Source organism: Actinoplanes sp. NPDC051405, assembly GCF_055586185.1.
The window spans coordinates 251,091-268,605 of the sequence record NZ_JBVJIR010000002.1 but is presented as its reverse complement, the minus strand read 5'-3'; the positions used below and the strand labels follow the sequence as shown (position 1 = coordinate 268,605).

Sequence of the window (17,515 nt, the reverse complement as noted above, 5' to 3'; positions counted from 1 at the left end):
ACGCGGTGGCGGCCGCGTACCTCCCGTCCCGGGCAGTGCTCCGACTGACTACAGGGGACTCTCATGGCGGGCCGGTTGCGCGTCTCGGTCGTCGTGCCGGTGTACGACGAGGCCGAGATGATCGGCCCGTGCCTTGACGCCCTGCTCGCCCAGAGCGTCCCCGCCGACGAGGTCATCGTCGTCGACAACAACTCCACCGATGCCACCCTGGCCCGGCTCACCGCCTACGCCGGCCACGTGACGGTCCTGCGCGAGCCGCGCCAGGGCGTGCAGTACGCCCGGACCGCCGGCCTGGACGCCGCTGGTGGCGACGTGCTCGCCCGCATCGATGCCGACACCCGGGTGGGTCCCGGCTGGGTCGGGCAGCTGCACACCGCCTTCGCCGACGCGCGGGTGCGGGCCGTCACGGGCCCGGTCCGGTACTACGACATCGCCCTGCCCCGGCTCGTCGATGCCGCCGATCTGCTGCTGCGACAGGCCTGGGTGCGGTGCTGCCGGGGCCGGCTCGACTGGGTCCACGGCGCCAACATGGCGATCCGGGCGCAGGCGTGGCGCTCGGTGCGGGGCTCGCTGTGCGACGACCGCGGCGTGCACGAGGATCTCGACCTCGGTATCCACCTGTACGCCGCCGGACAGCGGGTGGCCTTCGTGCCCGCGCTGGTCGCCGGGACGTCGTCGCGCCGGATCCGGGACCGGGCGCGGGACTTCCGGGCGTACCTGGTGATGACCGAACGGGGATATGCCCGGCACGCCGATGTGGTGCGGCGCGGCGCGTACCACCGGGCCTGGGTGACCGCGCGGCTGCTGATGTCGCTGCGGCCGGCCGTGCGCGCGTTGCATCTGGTGCGGCAGCGCGGCGGCCGGGGACCGGCCGCCGCGCGCAAGAACCCGATGAGCGCTACGGGATCGGGCGGCGCATCGAGTACGTGACGCCGTGCAGCCGGTGCGGCTCGTTGATGACGTGGATCGCGGCCCGGTCGTACGCCTGCCAGCCCGCCGCCCCGGCCCGGTTGAGGTGACGCAGGTCGTCGAAGCGCTCGTCGGTGCCCCAGCGCAGCGTCCCACCCGGGTGGTAGAAGGTCGCCGTCCAGTCCATGAACTTGTCCGCCCCGAAGGTGCCGGCCGCCCGGTACTCCAGGCGTGCGTATTCCCAATTCGTCACAGTCATGATTATCACTGGTGATCGACGGACCGCACGGTCCGGTAGGCCCGTCCCCGCCTGGAGAAAACCGCCCGGCCGATCCTCAACCGGGTCACCGCCGCGCCGATAAGCGGGGACATGCAATCGGTAGCGCGTATCGGCATCCTGGGCACGGGTTCCTACCTGCCCGAGCACGAGGTCACCAATGAGGCTCTGATGGAGCGGGTGACCGACACCACACCGGAGTGGATCTCCCGCCGCACCCTGATCGAGGCGCGCCGCTTCGCCGCCCCCGACGAGGCGACCTCCGATCTGGCGACCAAGGCGGCGCTCGCGGCGCTCACCCGGGCCCGGATCGACGCCGACCGGATCGACTACCTGATCGTGTCCACGTCGACCGGTGACTCGCCGCAGCCGCCCACCGCCTCACTCGTGCAGCACGCCATCGGCGCGCACCGGGCGGCCGCCTTCGACATCAACGTCGTCTGCGCCGGTTTCGTCTTCGGCCTGGCCCTGGCCAACAGCCTCGTCGCCACCCGGCCCGAGGCGGTCGTCCTCGTGGTCGCGGCCGACATCTACTCCCGGATCCTCGACTTCGACGACCGGCGCACCGCCATCCTGTTCGGCGACGGGGCCGGTGCCGCCGTGGTCGGTGCCGTGCCGGCGCCGTACGGGCTGGTCGACGTCGAGCTGATCACCCGCGGCGACGCCCACGAGCTCATCCACGTCAAGGCCGGAGGCAGCCGGCTGCCCGCGTCCGCCGAGACCGTGGCCGACGGTGGCCACTACTTCCGGATGAACGGCCGCGGGGTGCGCGACTTCGTGCTGGCCGGGGTGCCGCCGGTGCTGGCCGACCTGCTCAAGCGGGCCGGGGTCACGCCCGGCGAGGTGGACCACTTCGTGCCGCACCAGGCCAACGGCATGATGATCGGCGAGCTCGTCGAGGCGGCCGGGCTGGGCGACGCCCGTACCCATCTGGTCCTGGACCGCTACGGCAACACCGGGAGCGCGTCCGCGGCCATCGCGCTCGACGCGGCCGCCCGGGCGGGCGAGCTGCACGACGGCGAGCTGGTCCTGGTGGCCGGCTTCGGCGGTGGCATGTCGGTGGGCGCGGCGCTGCTGCGCTGGTACGGCAACTAACGGCTCAGTTTCGCGCCGAGGAAGAAGATCCCCGGCTGCCCGCTGGTCTCGAAGCCCGCACTGCGGTTGCCGCGCAGGGCCGAACCGGTGAGCGTGAGAGTGCCGGTGCGGTCGTTGCTGACGAAGAAGATCGCACCGCCACCCTCGTTGGCGTGGTTGTCGCGGATCACGGTGTCCCGGATAGTGACGGCGAACCGGTTGCCGTCGGTGTAGATCGCCCCGCCCGAGCCGCCGCCCGGGGTGCCGCCGCGGGCCGGGTTGGCGCCCCGGCCGATCGCCTTGTTGCCGGTGAAGACGCTGTTCAGCACGGTCCACGAGACGCCGATGCTGCTCAGCGCGCCGCCGTTGGAGCAGCGGCCGCCGGTGAAGGTGCTGTGCACGACGTACACCGGTTGCGACTGGGAGAGCACACGGATCGCGGCGCCGCCGAGGTCCTGGCCCGTACCGTCGCATCGGTTGGCCGTGAAGCGGGAATTGACCACCTTCAGCCGGCCGCCGCGGACGAAGATCGCGCCCCCGCCGCCGCCCTCGGCGGTCTCGCCGGTGGCGTCGCCGCCGGTGAAGGTCAGGTTCTGCACGGTGAGCCGCGGTGTGGCCTGGTCCTGGCAGTGCGAGGTGGTGAAGCGCTGGGCCTCGTCGCAGGTGTTCTGGTAGAGGATGCGCCGCTTGCCGCCGCCGCTGAGGGTCACCCGGCCACCGCCGTCGAGCACCACGGCCGGGCCGTGGTCGTTGCGGACCTTGGCCGTGGCGTGCATGGTGATCGTCACCGGCGCCGGCCCGCAGTCGAAGGTGATCACCCCGCCGGCCGCGACGGCCGCGACCACGGCGGCCGACGTGCAGCTCGCGGGCGTGCCCCGGCCGACGACCCGGTCGGGCTTGCGGGTGTCCTCCGCCCGGGCCGCGGCCGGCACCGCGGCGTCACCATCGGGGTTGCCCGGGCTCGGCAGCGGCCGTGGCGGCTTCGGGGTCGGCGAGGCGGACGAGCGTGCCGGGGCAGCGGCGGCCGAGGGCGCCGCGGAAGCCGGCGCCGGCGCGGAAGCCACGGGAGCCGGCGGTGCGGGCGGGGTGTCGCCGGTGCAGCCCGCCAGGGTGAAGGCGCAGGTCACGGTCAGGGCGATGGCAAGCGGGAAGCGCACCGCACGATGCTAAGTGGCAGCATGACTGCGGAACAGCCGGGCCGGGTTGTCGATTTGCGGCCGGCTGAAACGTCGCAGTGGTGATCGGGCCCGCACGGGGTCCCGCGCGAACGGATGACCGACATGGCGAAGTACCTGGTGCTGATCTACGGCGACGAGCAGGAATGGGCGAACACCGGGCCGCAGGAACGGGCGCGGATCGAGGCCGGCCACCAGCGGTTCGCGGCCACGGCCGGGGCCGCGGTGCTCAGCGGGCACGAGCTCATGCCGCCCGGCACGGCGACCAGCCTGCGGCAGGGACCGGCGGACCGGCCGACGGTCACCGACGGGCCGTTCCTGGAGAGCAAGGAGGTGCTCGGCGGCTTCTACGTGCTCGAGGCGGCCGACCTCGACGCGGCGATCGCCCTGGCCGGGCTGCTGCCGGAGGTGGCCGCGAGCCACAGCGGGGTGGAGATCCGGCCGATCCGGGAGAACAGCTGATCCCTGAGGGCGTCCGCGAGGCCGTCGCGGACGCGCACCGTCGCGAGTGGGCCCGGGTGCTCGCCGCGACGGTGCGCGTCACCCGCGACCTGGACCTCGCCGAGGAATGCACCCAGGACGCCTACACCCACGCCCTGAGCAGCTGGGCCGACCACGGGATCCCCGAGCGGCCCGGGGCCTGGCTCACCACCGTCGCCCGCAACCGGGCGCTGGACGCGTTGCGGCGCGCGTCCGTGCTGCGCCGGACCCTGCCGCTGCTGGTGATGGAGGAACCGGTGGCCGGCCCGGCCGAGGACGACCTCCTGCGGCTCATCTTCACCTGCTGCCATCCGGCGCTGGCGAGCGACGCCCAGGTGGCGCTGACCCTGCGGCTGCTGTGCGGGCTGTCCACCGCCGAGGTGGCGCGGGCCTTCCTGGTGCAGCACGCGACCATGGCGGCCCGGATCACCCGCGCCAAGAAGAAGATCGCCGCGGCGCGGATCCCGTACCGGGTGCCGGGGCCGGACGAGCTGGGGGAACGGCTCGACGCCGTGCTGGCGGTGCTGCACCTGGTCTTCACCACGGGCCACACCGCGCCGATCGGGGCCGTGCTGGCGCGCCGCGACCTCGTGCACGCCGCCCTGGACCTGACCCGGACCCTGCACCGGCTGCTGCCCGGGCACGCCGACGTCGCCGGTCTGCTGGCGCTGGAACTGCTCACCGACGCCCGGCGTGACACCCGGGTCTCCGCCGACGGGCGGCTGGTCCTGCTGGCCGACCAGGACCGCAGCCGGTGGGACCGGGCCCAGATCGCCGAGGGGGCGGTCCTGCTGGGCGAGGCGCTGCGGACCGGACCGCCGACCCGGTACGCGGTGCAGGCCGCCATCGCCGCCGTCCACAGCGAGGCGCCGACCTGGGCGGACACGGACTTCACGGAGATCGTCGGGCTCTACGACGTGTTGCGCGAGCTGTGGCCCTCGCCGGTGGTCGAGCTGAACCGGGCGGTCGCGCTCGGGGAACGCGACGGTCCGCAGGCCGGCCTGGACGCGCTCACGCCGCTGCTCGCGGAGCCCGCCCTGGCCACGTACGGCTATCTGAGCGCGACCCGGGCCGACTTCCTGCGCCGGCTGGGCCGCCGGGCCGAGGCCGCCGGGGCGTACGAGGAGGCACTGGCCCTGACCGACAACGACGTCGAGCGCGCGTTCCTCACGGCCCGGCTCAGCGAGGTCCGTTAGCGGTCGGCCGGCGCGTCCCAGTCGGGCAGGGCCGCGCCGGGACGGGCGAACGCCGCGAAGTCGGTGGTGTCGCGGAAGGCGGGGATGCGGTAGAGCGCGCGGGCGTACGACCACAGGTGCGGATACACGTGCAGGCCCGGGTTGATCGCGCGGAAGGCGTTGGCGCCCACGTCGTAGCGCACCAGCGTCACCCAGAGCCGGATGTCGGCCTCGGTCAGGTCGTCCCCGAGCAGGTAGCGCGACCGGGCCAGCCGCCCGTCGAGCTGCTCGAACGCCTCCAGCAGGGCCTCGCGGGCCGGTCCGGGGCGCCCGGCCGCGCCGACGCCGTGGTTGACCGCCGGGCCGAGCCAGCGGTCCAGCTCCTCGATGCGCTCCCACAGCCGCTGCGGGTACGTCTCCACCAGTGGATCGGCCAGGTGCCGGAACCGGGTCGCCAGGTCGATGCCGATGCCATGGCTGTCATTGCTGACCAGCCGGGACCCGGCCCGGTCCCAGAGCGCGGGGACGCTGACGTGGCCGTCGAAACCCTCCTCGGTGGCCTCGTAGACCTCGCGCAGCAGGGTGAAGCCGTTGACCGGGTCGGGGCCGTACTGCTCACGGAACGCCCAGCCGCGGCCGTCGCGGACGCCGTCGACGAAGGACATGGTGACGATGTCCTCGAGGCCGGCCAGGGCGCGGGTGATCGCGACGCGGTGGGACCACGGACAGAACCAGCCGCCGTACACGTGATAGCGGAAGGGGCGGGCGGTGAACTCGCCGTCGGTGGTGATCCGGCCGGTGAAGCGCAGCAGCGGCCCGGGGATGTCGGGTATCCGGTACTCGCCGAAGGTGGCAATGTCGACCGGGCTGGCCAGGCGGGTGGCAGGCGACAACTTCGGCATGACCCTCTCCTTCACGCGGGCGAGACGGCGTCTAAAGCCTAGCTGCGCGATAGGAAATGGGCAATGCTCGACGGGCGCCTACGCGGCGGTCTGGGTGGCCTGGACGGCCATCCGCGACCAGCGCATCGCGTCCATCACGGTGCCGGTGAGATCGTCGCCGACGTACGCCACGGCCACCTCGGCCAGGTCCCCGCGCTCGTAGGCGTTGACGACCCGCAGTACCTGACCCAGTGGTCCGGCTCCTCGTTCCAGGGCGGACGCGATGTCGGCGCTCAATGGCAGCTGGTGCGCCATGGCGGCGGGGGACAGGCCGAGCATGGCCGCGACGGAGGTGATCAGGCCGGCCATGAACGCGGCGTCCGAGGCGGCCCCGAAGGCACCGGCCACGTTCTCGCAGAGCCGGGCCCGGGTCAGCGCCTCGGCCATCTGCACCTCGGTCGCCTCGGCCACGTCGTCGACCACCATGAGCATGGCCCACTGCCGGATGTGCGCGACGCCGAGCATGACGACGGCCTGGCGTACCGATGAGATCTTGCTGGTGGCCCCGACCGCGGCGGAGTTGCTGGCCCGCAGCACCCGGATGGTCAGCGCCGGGTCACCCGCGATGATCGACAGGATGCGCTCGAGGTCGGTGTCGGCGGCGGTGAGCGCGCCGAGCAGTTCCAGCCGGCGCAGCCGCGACGGGGTCAGTGAGGTGGCGGTGAGGACCTGCGGGCGGCTCAGCACGTACCCCTGGCGCAGCTCGAAGCCGTAGCGGTTGCTCAGCGCGAGGTGCTCGGTCGTCTCGAGGCCCTCGGCGACGATCTGGATGCCCGGGTACGCCCGGCAGGCCGCGACGATCTCGTCGAGGTGGGTGAGGTCGCCCTGGAGCAGATCGAGCTTGACGTACGAGGCCAGCGGCAGCAGCTGCTCGTGCCCGGAGCCGTAGACGAAGTCGTCGAGGGCGATCCGGTAGCCCTGGGTGACCAGGTTGGTGACCCCGGCGACGACCTCGTCGTCCACCGTGACGGTCTCCAGCACCTCCAGCACCACGTGTTCCGGGCCGAAGGGCAGCACCAGCTCACCGGTGAGGAACTCGCGGGTCAGGTTGATGAAGCAGGTCCGGTCGCCGACGACCTCGTCGATGCCGAACTCGGTGAAGGTGTTGACGATGACCTGGCTGGTCGCGTACGTGTCGCGGCGGCCGGCCTCGACGGCGTCCATGCTGCCGCGGAACAGCAACTCGTAGGCGACGACGTCGCCGGTCCGGTCGAAGATCGGCTGCCGGCCGACGTGCACGAGCTGTGTGCCCGGCAGGGGGAGCGGCACCGTGGGTTTCACGGCCTGACTGATCGGCCGGCAGTGCGGCGGCTTGAGGTTTCCGCCACGGTCATCGCAGCGTGTTCTGGTCGTGCACCAGCAGCCACCGCTCGCCGTCGCGCGCGAACACCAGCGTGAGCAGGTAGCTCAGCTCGTACGGCTGGCCCTTGCCGTCCAGGTCGTGGTAGTCGGCCGCGAAGATCGCGATGCCGGTGTCGCCGGCGACCACCGTGCGCCGCAGGTCCAGCTCCCAGCTCCAGTCCGGGTCACCGAACCAGTCCCGGTGGAAGGCGGCGAGCTCCTCGTGGCCGCTGAGCAGGGTGCCGTTCGGCATGATCAGATTGACGTCCGGATGCACGGTCGCGAGATAGCCGTCGAGGTCCCGGCGGGCGATGGCGGCCAGGTGATGATTCACAGCAGCGGGGAAGTCCATGGCGCGCATCATGGCACCGGGCGAGGGGACAGCGGCACCGATTTCGGTGTGGGAGGATCTCGGCCCGTGCCACTTCGCCGGATCCCTTCGCTGGTCTTCGCCGCCACGGCCGCCGTGGCGGTGCTGAGTGCCCTCACCGGCTTCACCGGCTGGCTGCCGGACGCGTCCGGCGTGCTGGCGCTGCTGATGGTCGCCCTGTATTCCATCCTGTACGTCGCACAGCCGGTGCCCCGCTGGACCCTGACCGCGGCCGCCGTGGTCCTGGCCGCCGCGTCGGTCGTGACCCAGCTGCACACCGACCCGATTCCGGCCGGCTTCTCCGAGATCACGACGCGCTACGAGCAGGTGGCCGAGGGCGAGTACGCCGCGGCGGTGCTGCTGGCGATAGCGGTGGCCGCCCTGACCGTGGGGATGGTGGCGTTGCCGCAGTTCCGGCGGCCGGTCTGGCTGACCGCTGTCGCGTGCGTGGTCGCGCTGGTGCCGGTCGCCGTCGTGGCGATGGACGCCGCGGAGGAGCGCGACCTTGCCCCGGCTGTCGACCAGGGCGCGCTGTTCCGGCACCTCGCGCCGGGGATGCTGGCGACCGTCCTCGGCGGGCTGCTGCTGGTGCTCGCCGTGTCCCGCGCGGACCGGTGGTTCCTGGCGCCGGCGGGTGCGCTGCTCGTCCAGCTGGCGGCCGCCCACGCGGCGTGGAGCATGTCCGGGGCCTGGTACCTCACGGAGTGGCTGCGCGGTGTCGAGACCAGCTCGGCGTTCCTGGAGCCCGGCCTCCGGACGGATGTGTCCGCCACGGCCACGGCGAGTGTGGCCGTCGACTTCGAGGTCGGTACGGCGCTGGCGCTGGCCGCCTTGCTGGTCGGCCCGGCCCTGATCGCAGCCGGTGCGGCCCGCACCGCGGGTGACCGGGCCACCGTCGCTCGTCCGGCCTGACTCTGGGCCGCTTCGTCCGTCGGCCCGGCTTTCGTGGCCGGTCGGCCCGGCCGGCTCCTGCTCGGCGGCTGAACGCGACCGGCTCGGCCGGCGTCCGGGCCGCGGTCGGACGGCCGGCCAGGACCAAGCCGGGTAGGCCCTCGCGGGCCTACCCGGACGAGCGCCACGCCGGCGCCCGTCCGCGACGGCTCAGGAGGCGTAGCTGCCGGTGCGCAGGTCGTCGAGCAGCGACGGCCCCTTCGGCGTCCACCCCAGCTCCCGCGCCTTGCCTCCACTCGCCTGCTGGTCGAGCAGCAGCGCATCGGCGAACAACGCCCCCAGCCGCTCCCGCGACGCCTCGGCACTCTCGGGTGCCACACCGGCGTCCCCGGCCAGCGCCTCGCCCAGCTCCCGCACGGTCGGGCTCTCACCCGACGCGCCGACCAGGTAGCCGAGGCCTTCGCCGCGTTCGAGGACCGTGCGGTAGAGGGTGGCGATGTCGTCGACGTGCACAGTTGTCCAGTGCTGGCTGCCGTCGCCGATCAGGCGGACGCGGCCCTGGTCGTCGCGGCTCAGGACGCCGGCGGGGATGCCGCTGCCGTGGCCGTACACGATCGCCGGGGCGAGGATCGTCGCGGTCAGGCCGGACTCGAGGACGGACTGCTCGACCGGGAGGCGCCACGCGGTCAGCGCCGGCGGCTTCAGCGGGGCCTGCTCGGTGATGTCGGCGTTGTCGCCCCAGATCCAGATGCCGCTGGTGTGCACGTACGGCTTGGTCGTCCCGCCGAGGGCCGCGGTCGCCGCCGCCACGACGCCGCGGTCGAGGTCCTGCGTGGCGGCGTCGCCGGTGGCGGCGAGATGCGCGACCGCATCCGCCGCGGCGAACTGCTCCGTGAGCCATCCGGTGTCGAAGAGGTCACCGACGGCGGCCCGCGCACCCAGCGCGGTGGCCTTGGCGGCGCCCGCCTCGTTGCGCACCAGCGCGGTGACGCTGTGCCCGGCGCCGGCCAGCTCCGCGATCAGCGCCGACCCGAGATAACCCGTTCCACCTGTTACTACGATCGTCATGAGATCGACGCTAGACCCGGCCGGGCGAGCACGGTACGTGACGATCACCGCGCCCGGACCGGGAACAAAACCGCCTCAGGACTCCTGCAGCGCCGCCAGCACCTGCTCGCCGAACTTGTCCAGCTTGCTCTGGCCCACACCGTTCACCGTGGACAGTTCGGCCAGGCTGCCCGGGCGCTGGGTGGCGATCTGCCGCAGCGTGGCGTCGTGGAACACCACGTACGCCGGGACTCCGGCCTCCTTGGCCGCCGCGGCCCGCCAGGCCCGCAGCCGCTCGAACACCGGCGCGGCCTCGGGCGGCAGGTCGGCCGCCGGTGCCGCCGTCCTGCCCGTGCGGGCCCGCGGCGCCCGGGCGGCGCGTTCCGGCTCGCGGCGCAGCATGACCTGGCGTTCCTTGCGCAGCACGCTGCCGCTCTCGTCGGTCAGCACCAGCGTGCCGTAGTCGCCCTCGACAGCCAGCAGGCCCTGGGCGAGCAACTGACGGACCACGCCGCGCCATTCCGCCTCGCGCAGCTCGGCGCCGATGCCGAACACGCTCAGCTCGTGGTGGCGGAACTGGGTGACCTTCTCCGTGGTCTTGCCGAGCAGGATGTCGATGGACTGGCCGGCGCCGAACTTCTGGCCGCGCTCGCGCTGCAGGCGCAGCACCGTGGAGAGCAGCTTCTGGGCCGGCACCGTGCCGTCCCAGGACTCCGGGGGATTGAGGCAGGTGTCGCAGTTGCCGCAGGAATCCGCGCCGGTCTGGCCGAAGTAGGCGAGCAGCTGGCCGCGCCGGCACTGCACGGTCTCGCAGAGTGCGAGCATGGCGTCCAGGTGCGCGGCGAGGTTGCGCCGGTGGGCGAAGTCGCCCTCGGACGTCTCGATCATCTTGCGCTGCTGCACCACGTCCTGCAGCCCGTAGGCCAGCCAGGCGGTGGACGGCAGGCCGTCGCGCCCGGCCCGGCCGGTCTCCTGGTAGTAGCCCTCGACGGACTTGGGCAGGTCGAGGTGGGCGACGAAGCGCACGTCGGGCTTGTCGATGCCCATGCCGAACGCGATGGTGGCCACCATGACCAGGCCGTCCTCGCGCAGGAAGCGGGACTGGTTGGCCGCGCGGACGCGTGAGTCGAGACCGGCGTGATAGGGCAGCGCGGGGATGCCGTTCTGCACCAGGAACTCGGCCGTCTTCTCCACCGAGGCCCGGGACAGGCAGTAGACGATGCCGGCGTCGCCGGGGTGCTCGGTGCGCAGCAGGTCGAGCAGCTGGCGGCGGGGCTCGTTCTTGGCGACGATGCGGTACTGGATGTTGGGGCGGTCGAAGCTGGCGGTGAAGTGCCGGGCGCCGGTCAGGTCGAGCCGCTCGGCGATCTCACCGTGGGTGGCCGCGGTGGCGGTGGCGGTCAGCGCGATGCGCGGCACGTCGGGCCAGCGCTCGTGCAGCATCGACAGGTTGAGATAGTCGGGGCGGAAGTCGTGGCCCCACTGCGACACGCAGTGCGCCTCGTCGATGGCGAACAGCGAGATCCGGCCGCGGTCCAGCAGCCGCTGGGTGGCCGGGACGCCGAGGCCCTCCGGCGCCACGTAGAGCAGGTCGAGCTCGCCGGCGACGAAGGCCTGCTCCACCCGCCGCCGCTCGGTGAGATCCTGCGTCGAGTTGACGAAGCCGGCCCGCACGCCCAGCGTGCGCAGGGCGTCGACCTGATCCTGCATGAGGGCGATGAGCGGGGAGATCACCACGGCGACGCCGTCGCGCACCAGCGCGGGAATCTGGTAGCACAGCGACTTGCCGCCGCCGGTGGGCATCAGCACGAGGGCGTCGCCGCCGGCGATGACGTGCTCGATGATCTCGCGCTGCTCACCGCGGAAGGCGGCGTAGCCGAAGACCCGGTTGAGCACGTCGACGGCGGACCGGGGGATCTCGGGGGCGGAAGTCACCCCGCGATAGTAGTGACTTCTTCCGGGGCGGGCCCGGACCCTGTGGACAACGTGCGGGCCGCGGCGGCGGGGCGAACCGGCTTCTACAGACCCGGCAGGTCCAAGGTATGGGCGGTGTGGGTGGCCTTGGTGGCCAGGTAGCGCAGGTTCGCCGCCGACAGGTGCACCCCGGTCGGGATGCGCTCGGTGACCTCGACCCCACGGGCCTCCAACTGGGCCGCCTTGTCCGGGTTGTTGCTCAGCAGCCGGATGCGCCCGGCGCCCAGGGCCAGCAGCATCTGCGCCGCCGCGGTGTAGTCACGCTCGTCCTCGCCCCGGCCCAGCGCCACATTCGCCTCGTACGTGTCCAGCCCGGCGTCCTGCAGCGCGTACGCGTCCAGTTTCGCGTACAGGCCGATGCCGCGGCCCTCCTGGCGCAGGTAGAGCAGCAGGCCGCCCGGCTCGGCGATGCGTTCGACGGCCTCGCGCAGCTGCGGGCCGCAGTCGCAGCGCTGGCTGCCGAACACGTCACCGGTCAGGCATTCGCTGTGCGGGCGGACCAGCGGTGTCGCCTGCACGGCGCGTTCCCAGTCGCCCAGGCCCAGCGCCAGGTGCTCGCGGCCGTCGACCAGGCCGTCGAAGGTCAGGACCCGAGCGGTGGTGGCATACCCGTCCGCGAAGCGCAGCGGGACCGTGACACGCGTCCGTACCGTGGCTGGCGGGATCGTCCCGACGTCGAGCGTTCCCCAGCCGGCCGTCTCGGACATCGGCCCCCCATTTCGATCGGACGGTTCAGGTTCCCAGATCACGGCTTGCTCAGTCCCGGTAGCGCTCGGAAAGGGCGTAGCGCAGCAGCACCACGTCGCCGATCTGCCGGACCTCGGTCAGGTCGGCCCGGCGGTCCGGGCCCCACGGGAAGCTGCCGTCGCCGACGAAGCGCGGCGCCCGGGAGTCCCCGACGAAGAACGGCGCTACCACCAGCTGCAGCTCGTCGGCGAGGCCGGCGGTGAGGAAGCCGGTGTGGATCGTGCCGCCGCCCTCGACCATCAGCCGGCCGACGCCGCGGGCGGACAGGTCGCCGACCACCCGGGTCAGGTCGACCGGGTCGCCGCCGTCGATCACCGTCGCCACCTTGCCGATGCGTTCCTCGGCGCCCGGCAGGGCCGGGGTGGCGCAGTAGACCAGCTTGTCGGCGTCGCCCAGGGTGAAGAAGCGGGCGCCCGGGTCCAGGTCGCAGCCGTTGGTCACGGTGACCTTTATCGGGTCCGGCGGCAGCCCGCGGGCGAGCCGGGCGCGGCGGCGGTTCTCGTCGCGGATCAGCAGCCGCGGGTTGTCGACCCGGACCGTGGTGGCGCCGACCAGGATCGCGTCACAACCCGCCCGTACCTCATCGACCCGGTCGAAATCGGCGTCGTTGGAGAGCAGCAGCCGCTCGTCGCTCGGGCTGTCGACGTAGCCGTCGATCGACATCCCACAGCTGAGCAACACGTACGGTCGGTCGAGCACTGACGCTCCTCCTCGGGAGCGACCATCGTCACTCCGGCGTCCACCATAAGTCGAACGGCCGGCGGAGGCCTCCTCAAGCACCGGTGCTGACCAGCTCCCGCACCGGCAGCATGAGCTTCTGCGGCGGCACGACCACCGGCTCGGCCGCCGTGACCACGGCGGCGGCCCGGATCCGCGCCTTCGCCCGGGCACCGGCCAGGGCCCGGCTGACGATGACCACCAGGCCGGGCAGCGCGGCCACGAAGGCGAACAGGCCGTACACCACGGCGATGGTCAGGCCCTGGGTGGCGCTCAGGCCGGCCGCGCCGAACGCCCACGCGGTCACGCCCTCGCGCGGCCCCCAGCCGCCGATGTTCACCGGTAGCGCCATCGACAGCAGCGCGAGCAGCATCAGCGGGGCCAGCCGCAGCAGCGAGGCGTCGGAGCCGGCCGCCCGGGCCGCGACGACGAAGGTCGCCAGGTGACCGGCCAGCACGATCGTCGAGGCGAGCACGATGCCCGGCCAGTTGCGCCGGGACAGCAGGCCGGCGCGGACCTCGGTGACCCCGGTCCGCGCGGCGCGGGCCCAGCGGGAGGCGCCGCTGCGCAGCCGCCCGACGAAGAAGACCAGCAGGGCCGCGAGGCCGACGGTGGTCGCGGCCGCGACGGCGAGCCCCCGGGCGTTGGCCTGCAGGTGGGACAGGACCGGCGACGGTACGGTCAGCAGCACCGTCACGCCGACCGAGACGAGCACCACCTGACCGGCGGTCCGTTCGAGCACCACGGCCCGTACGCCGCGGCCCACGTCGCCCTCTTCCCGGCCGTGCTGCACCGCCCGGTCCACGTCACCGAGCACACCGCCGGGCAGCGCCGCGTTGATGAACAGCGCCTTGTAGTAGTCGGCGACAGCGCCGCGCAGCGACAGCTTCATGCCCAGGCCGCGGGCCACGAGGCACCAGCGCCAGGCGGAGAACACCGTGGTCGTGACGCCGATGGTGAACGCCAGGGCCAGCGCCGGGCCGTCGATCACCCGCAGGCCGTCGAGGAAGGCGCCGGTGCCCAGGCGCCAGAGCAGCACGGCGAGGATCCCCACCCCGCCGAGTACCCGTACCCACGCCCAGATCGATCGGTTCATGCGACTGCCCCCTCAGGTTCACCCTTACTGGGACTAGTACGTCCCGGCGGCGGCAGGCGGTTCAGTCTTTCTGCGCGAGAAGATCTTGATGCCCTACCGTTACCCGCAGCCGGCCCGCCTCGGCGGCCGCCGTCCGGGCCGTCAGGTAGTCGTCCAGGGCCAGGTCCGGGCGCTGGTCGGCGGCCGCGGCGACCCAGCCGCGGAGCCATTCGGCGGCGAGCGCGCCCTGCTCGGGCCCCAGCTGCCACGGGCTCGGCCGTACGCTCACCGACACCCCGGCCTTGGCGAAAGCCTCCGCCGCCGCGCCGACCGCCTCGGGTCCGAGCAGCCGCCGCTCGCCGACCGAGCGCCGCTGGTGGGCGTTGAACGCCTCGATGACCTGGGCGTCGAGCGGATCGGCGGGCTCCAGGATCACCTCGCCGACGACGGACAGGGTGAACAGCGCCGGCGTGTCCGACGCCACACACACCTCGGCCAGTGCGGCCACCTCGTCGGTGGTGAACAGGTCGAGCAACGCCGAGCAGGTGACCAGCGACGTGTTCGCCAGGTCGGCCACCGTCAGATCGGTGACATCGCCCTCGGCGGTCTCCACCGTCACTGCGGTGCCGTCGGCGGCGGCCGCGGGCAGGTGGGCGGCGGCGTGGGCGAGCAGCGCGGGGTCGCGGTCCTGCAACACCCAGCGCTGCGGGCCGGGCAGTTGCGGCGCCAGCCACCGGCCCATCGAGCCGGTGCCGCAGCCGAGGTCGCGGATGACCAGCTCACCGCCGGCCGGCAGGCGCAGCGTCGCGATCAGGTCCCGGGCCCGGGCGGCCGCGTCGGCGGGCTCGCGCAGGGTGAGCCAGGTCGAGCTGAACTCTCCGGTCATGGGTGCAGTACCTCGCTCAGTCGTCGTGTCGTGAAGTCCCAGCCACGCAGGCCGGCCCGGCGGGCGAGGGCCGCGGCCCGCCGGTCGTGGCGCAGTGCCGGCTCGGCGAGCCAGCGGCGCAGCTCAGCGGCCAGCGCCCGCGGGTCACCCGGGGGCACGAGCGCCCCGGGCAGGCTGCCGTCCGGGGCGGTGCCCAGCGCCTCCGGCACCCCGGCGACCTCGGTGCCGAGCACGGGTACGCCGTGCGCCAGCGCCTCGGTCACCACCATGCCGTACGTCTCGGCCAGGGACGGCAGCACCAGCAGGTCCGCCTCCGCGTACGTGCGGGCCAGCGCCTCCCCGGTGCGCGTCCCGGCGAACTCGATCCGGCCGGGGGTCGCCGCGGCCAGCTCCCGTACCCGGGCCACGAAGGCCGGCGCCCGGTCCAGGGCGCCGACCAGCGTGCAGGTCCAGGCCCGGTCGGCGATCAGCTGCAACGCCTCGACCAGCACGTCCTGGGCCTTGCGCGGGGTCACCGCCGCGACGCACAGCAACCGGTCGCCGCCGGTGCTGGGCTCGGCGAGCGGTGCCGGGTCGACACCCGGAACGGCGACGTGCACGCTGCCGGCCGGCAGGTCGTGCAATGCCTCCAGGCGACGCGCGGCGCCCGTACTGGTCGCCACCACCGCGGCGGCGGCGCGCAGTGATCGGCGCTCGCGGGCGGTCAGCTCGGCGGCCTCGGCGGGGGAGAGGCCCGTCTCGTCACCGAGCGGCAGGTGCACCAGCACCACCAGCCGCAGCCGGTCCGCCAGCGGCTCCAGCAGCTCCGGCACCGCGCAACCGACCAGGCCGTCCAGCAGCACCGTCGAGCCGTGCGGCACCTGCTCCAGCGCCTGCCCCAGCACCGAGCGGGCCGCCTCCGCCGGGTACGGCCAGGCCGCCGCGACCGCGATCTCGTGCACGTCGCGGGTCGCGGCCAGCCCGGTCAGCACCCGGCGGTCGTACGTGTTGCCACCGCTCGGGGCGGCCGGGTCGTCGATGCCACCCGGCAGCACCACGTGCAGGGCAGCGGTCACAGGTTCCGCTCGTAGCTCGCCCACGCGATGTGCGACTCGTGCAGGGTGACCGCGATGCCGGTCAGGCCGCGCGCCCCCGCCCCGAGCTCGCCCGACTCCGCCTTGCCGGCCAGCCGGTCCGCGATGACCTTGGCCAGGAACTCCGTCGACGTGTTGACGCCGGCGAACTCCGCCTCGTCGTCGAGGTTGCGGTAGCTGAGCGCGCCGCAGATGGCGTGCAGCTCCTCGCTCGCCCGGCCGATGTCGACGACGATGTTGTCCGCGTCCAGCTCGGGACGCTTGAACGTGGCGTCGACCACGAAGGTCGCGCCGTGCAGCTTCTGGGCCGGTCCGAAGACCTCCCCCGAGAAGCTGTGGGCGATCATGATGTGGTCACGGACGGTGACGCTGAACATTCACTCTCCTGTCGGGTAGCTGATCAGGTGGCACAGCGCGGGCAGCTCCCCGCTGGTCAGTCGCGGCATGACCGCCGGCAGCTCGGCGAAGGCCGATTCCCCGGTGAGCAGGGCGTCGAAGATCGGGTCGGCCAGCAGGTCCAGGGCGATCGCCAGCCGGTCGGCGTAACTGCGGCGCCCGCGCCGGGCCGGGGCTATCCCGCCCACCTGGCTGCTCTTGACCACCAGGCGGCGGGAGTGGAAGAACTCGCCGAGCGGGACGCTGACCTCGCGGTCGCCGTACCAGCTGAGCTCGATGACCGTAGCCTCCGCGGCCAGCAGCTCCAGCGCCCGGGTCAGGCCGGCCGAGGTGGCGCTGGCGTGGATGACCAGGTCACAGTCGCCGGTGGCGTCGGCGGGCAGGGCGAAATCGACCCCGAGGGCGGCGGCCAGCGTGGTGCGTTCCGGGTTCGCGTCGACCAGCTGCACCTTGGCGCCGGGGAAGCGGGCCAGCACGGCGGCGACGCTCGCGCCGACCATGCCCGCGCCGACCACGGCGATCCGGTCACCGACCAGCGGCGCGGCATCCCAGAGCGCGTTGACGGCGGTCTCGACGGTGCCGGCCAGTACGGCCCGGCTCGCGGGCACGCTCTCGGGCACCACGGTCACCGCGTCGGCCGGCACCACGTAGTGGGTCTGGTGCGGGTACAGCGCGAAGACCGTGCGGCCCAGCAGCTCCGGCGGGCCCTGCTCGACGACGCCGACGTTGAGGTAGCCGTACTTCACCGGGGCCGGGAAATCGCCCTCCTGGAAGGGCGCGCGCATCGCCGCGTGCTGGCTCTCCGGCACCCCGCCGCGGAACACCAGGGTCTCGGTGCCGCGGCTCACCCCGGAGTGCAGAGTGCGGACGAGCACCTCGCCGGGGCCGGGGTTGCCGACGCTCACCGGCCGGATCTCCCCCCGGCCGGGCGCGGCGAGCCAGAAGGCGCGGGAGTGACCCGTCATCG

At 73.3% G+C, this 17,515-nt stretch carries 19 protein-coding genes; 5 read left to right on the top strand and 14 right to left on the bottom strand.

Annotation, left to right across the window (positions count from 1 at the left end; genetic code table 11):
• Positions 1 to 63: 63 nt before the first annotated feature.
• Positions 64 to 930: a glycosyltransferase family 2 protein gene (locus ACZ6S4_RS05660; protein WP_465473758.1), complete on the top strand. Its 867-nt coding sequence runs from the start codon at positions 64 to 66 to the stop codon at positions 928 to 930.
• Here ACZ6S4_RS05660 and ACZ6S4_RS05655 read toward each other — a convergent pair.
• Positions 899 to 1,168, bottom strand: a complete 270-nt coding sequence (locus tag ACZ6S4_RS05655) for a hypothetical protein (RefSeq protein WP_465473757.1) — start codon at positions 1,166 to 1,168, stop codon at positions 899 to 901. The genes ACZ6S4_RS05660 and ACZ6S4_RS05655 overlap by 32 nt on opposite strands.
• Before the next feature lie 111 nt (positions 1,169 to 1,279).
• Here ACZ6S4_RS05655 and ACZ6S4_RS05650 point away from each other — a divergent pair, with 111 nt between their 5' ends.
• Positions 1,280 to 2,281 (top strand): 3-oxoacyl-ACP synthase III family protein, encoded by a 1,002-nt coding sequence (locus ACZ6S4_RS05650; RefSeq protein WP_465473756.1) that lies wholly within the window; start codon positions 1,280 to 1,282, stop codon positions 2,279 to 2,281.
• On the opposite strand, the gene ACZ6S4_RS05645 is transcribed toward ACZ6S4_RS05650, so the two are convergent.
• Positions 2,278 to 3,417, bottom strand: coding sequence for a hypothetical protein (locus ACZ6S4_RS05645; RefSeq protein WP_465473755.1), 1,140 nt, complete (start codon positions 3,415 to 3,417; stop codon positions 2,278 to 2,280). The genes ACZ6S4_RS05650 and ACZ6S4_RS05645 overlap by 4 nt on opposite strands.
• A gap of 123 nt (positions 3,418 to 3,540) precedes the next feature.
• Here ACZ6S4_RS05645 and ACZ6S4_RS05640 point away from each other — a divergent pair, with 123 nt between their 5' ends.
• The gene (locus ACZ6S4_RS05640) at positions 3,541 to 3,897 is read left to right on the top strand and encodes a YciI family protein (protein WP_465473754.1); all 357 of its coding nucleotides are present in this window, start codon (positions 3,541 to 3,543) and stop codon (positions 3,895 to 3,897) included.
• 56 nt (positions 3,898 to 3,953) lie between these two features.
• Entirely contained in the window at positions 3,954 to 5,111 is a 1,158-nt protein-coding gene (locus ACZ6S4_RS05635; protein ID WP_465473753.1) for an RNA polymerase sigma factor, read from the top strand.
• Here ACZ6S4_RS05635 and ACZ6S4_RS05630 read toward each other — a convergent pair.
• From ACZ6S4_RS05630 to ACZ6S4_RS05620, 3 genes are all read right to left on the bottom strand, one after another.
• A complete protein-coding gene (locus ACZ6S4_RS05630; RefSeq protein WP_465473752.1) occupies positions 5,108 to 5,992 on the bottom strand; it encodes a glutathione S-transferase C-terminal domain-containing protein in 885 nt (294 codons plus the stop codon). The two genes, ACZ6S4_RS05635 and ACZ6S4_RS05630, sit on opposite strands and share 4 nt — an antisense overlap.
• A 78-nt stretch (positions 5,993 to 6,070) precedes the next feature.
• Complete coding sequence (locus tag ACZ6S4_RS05625) at positions 6,071 to 7,300, bottom strand: EAL and HDOD domain-containing protein (RefSeq protein ID WP_465473751.1); 1,230 nt, start codon at positions 7,298 to 7,300, stop codon at positions 6,071 to 6,073.
• A gap of 61 nt (positions 7,301 to 7,361) precedes the next feature.
• Positions 7,362 to 7,724: a YybH family protein gene (locus ACZ6S4_RS05620; protein ID WP_465473750.1), complete on the bottom strand. Its 363-nt coding sequence runs from the start codon at positions 7,722 to 7,724 to the stop codon at positions 7,362 to 7,364.
• Between the two features lie 66 nt (positions 7,725 to 7,790).
• Here ACZ6S4_RS05620 and ACZ6S4_RS05615 point away from each other — a divergent pair, with 66 nt between their 5' ends.
• Positions 7,791 to 8,654 (top strand): hypothetical protein, encoded by an 864-nt coding sequence (locus tag ACZ6S4_RS05615; protein ID WP_465473749.1) that lies wholly within the window; start codon positions 7,791 to 7,793, stop codon positions 8,652 to 8,654.
• A gap of 189 nt (positions 8,655 to 8,843) precedes the next feature.
• Here the strand turns inward: ACZ6S4_RS05615 and ACZ6S4_RS05610 are convergent, their stop codons facing one another.
• The 9 genes from ACZ6S4_RS05610 to ACZ6S4_RS05570 all read right to left on the bottom strand — a co-directional run bounded on the left by ACZ6S4_RS05610 (position 8,844) and on the right by ACZ6S4_RS05570 (position 17,513).
• Complete coding sequence (locus ACZ6S4_RS05610) at positions 8,844 to 9,701, bottom strand: NAD-dependent epimerase/dehydratase family protein (RefSeq protein ID WP_465473748.1); 858 nt, start codon at positions 9,699 to 9,701, stop codon at positions 8,844 to 8,846.
• Positions 9,702 to 9,776: 75 nt separating this feature from the next.
• Positions 9,777 to 11,615, bottom strand: a complete 1,839-nt coding sequence (recQ, locus tag ACZ6S4_RS05605) for a DNA helicase RecQ (protein WP_465473747.1) — start codon at positions 11,613 to 11,615, stop codon at positions 9,777 to 9,779.
• A gap of 83 nt (positions 11,616 to 11,698) precedes the next feature.
• The gene (locus tag ACZ6S4_RS05600) at positions 11,699 to 12,361 is read right to left on the bottom strand and encodes a GTP cyclohydrolase II (RefSeq protein WP_465473746.1); all 663 of its coding nucleotides are present in this window, start codon (positions 12,359 to 12,361) and stop codon (positions 11,699 to 11,701) included.
• Between the two features lie 49 nt (positions 12,362 to 12,410).
• On the bottom strand, positions 12,411 to 13,100 hold the full coding sequence (locus tag ACZ6S4_RS05595; RefSeq protein WP_465473745.1) for a RibD family protein: 690 nt from the start codon (positions 13,098 to 13,100) through the stop codon (positions 12,411 to 12,413).
• 73 nt (positions 13,101 to 13,173) lie between these two features.
• On the bottom strand, positions 13,174 to 14,214 hold the full coding sequence (locus tag ACZ6S4_RS05590; protein ID WP_465473744.1) for a lysylphosphatidylglycerol synthase transmembrane domain-containing protein: 1,041 nt from the start codon (positions 14,212 to 14,214) through the stop codon (positions 13,174 to 13,176).
• Positions 14,215 to 14,275: 61 nt separating this feature from the next.
• A complete protein-coding gene (locus tag ACZ6S4_RS05585) occupies positions 14,276 to 15,079 on the bottom strand; it encodes a methyltransferase domain-containing protein (RefSeq protein WP_465473743.1) in 804 nt (267 codons plus the stop codon).
• Positions 15,076 to 16,134 (bottom strand): glycosyltransferase family 4 protein, encoded by a 1,059-nt coding sequence (locus tag ACZ6S4_RS05580; protein ID WP_465473742.1) that lies wholly within the window; start codon positions 16,132 to 16,134, stop codon positions 15,076 to 15,078. The genes ACZ6S4_RS05585 and ACZ6S4_RS05580 overlap by 4 nt, the downstream gene beginning before the upstream one ends.
• Positions 16,131 to 16,529 carry a 6-pyruvoyl trahydropterin synthase family protein gene (locus ACZ6S4_RS05575; RefSeq protein ID WP_433717764.1) on the bottom strand — a complete coding sequence of 133 codons (399 nt, stop codon included), beginning with the start codon at positions 16,527 to 16,529 and terminating at the stop codon, positions 16,131 to 16,133. Before ACZ6S4_RS05575 ends, ACZ6S4_RS05580 begins: the two co-directional genes overlap by 4 nt.
• Positions 16,530 to 17,513 carry a zinc-dependent alcohol dehydrogenase gene (locus tag ACZ6S4_RS05570; protein ID WP_465473741.1) on the bottom strand — a complete coding sequence of 328 codons (984 nt, stop codon included), beginning with the start codon at positions 17,511 to 17,513 and terminating at the stop codon, positions 16,530 to 16,532.
• Between the last annotated feature and the right edge of the window lie 2 nt (positions 17,514 to 17,515).

What these genes read in the sequence shown, in the direction of transcription:
- ACZ6S4_RS05610 (WP_465473748.1), bottom strand. Translation starts at nt 9,701, where the DNA reads ATGACGATCGTAGTAACAGGTGGAACGGGTTATCTCGGGTCGGCGCTG.
- ACZ6S4_RS05570 (WP_465473741.1), bottom strand. Translation starts at nt 17,513, where the DNA reads ATGACGGGTCACTCCCGCGCCTTCTGGCTCGCCGCGCCCGGCCGGGGG.
- ACZ6S4_RS05650 (WP_465473756.1), top strand. Translation starts at nt 1,280, where the DNA reads ATGCAATCGGTAGCGCGTATCGGCATCCTGGGCACGGGTTCCTACCTG.
- ACZ6S4_RS05655 (WP_465473757.1), bottom strand. Translation starts at nt 1,168, where the DNA reads ATGACTGTGACGAATTGGGAATACGCACGCCTGGAGTACCGGGCGGCC.
- ACZ6S4_RS05600 (WP_465473746.1), bottom strand. Translation starts at nt 12,361, where the DNA reads ATGTCCGAGACGGCCGGCTGGGGAACGCTCGACGTCGGGACGATCCCG.
- ACZ6S4_RS05590 (WP_465473744.1), bottom strand. Translation starts at nt 14,214, where the DNA reads ATGAACCGATCGATCTGGGCGTGGGTACGGGTACTCGGCGGGGTGGGG.
- ACZ6S4_RS05640 (WP_465473754.1), top strand. Translation starts at nt 3,541, where the DNA reads ATGGCGAAGTACCTGGTGCTGATCTACGGCGACGAGCAGGAATGGGCG.
- ACZ6S4_RS05585 (WP_465473743.1), bottom strand. Translation starts at nt 15,079, where the DNA reads ATGACCGGAGAGTTCAGCTCGACCTGGCTCACCCTGCGCGAGCCCGCC.
- ACZ6S4_RS05660 (WP_465473758.1), top strand. Translation starts at nt 64, where the DNA reads ATGGCGGGCCGGTTGCGCGTCTCGGTCGTCGTGCCGGTGTACGACGAG.
- ACZ6S4_RS05630 (WP_465473752.1), bottom strand. Translation starts at nt 5,992, where the DNA reads ATGCCGAAGTTGTCGCCTGCCACCCGCCTGGCCAGCCCGGTCGACATT.
- ACZ6S4_RS05575 (WP_433717764.1), bottom strand. Translation starts at nt 16,529, where the DNA reads ATGTTCAGCGTCACCGTCCGTGACCACATCATGATCGCCCACAGCTTC.
- ACZ6S4_RS05620 (WP_465473750.1), bottom strand. Translation starts at nt 7,724, where the DNA reads ATGGACTTCCCCGCTGCTGTGAATCATCACCTGGCCGCCATCGCCCGC.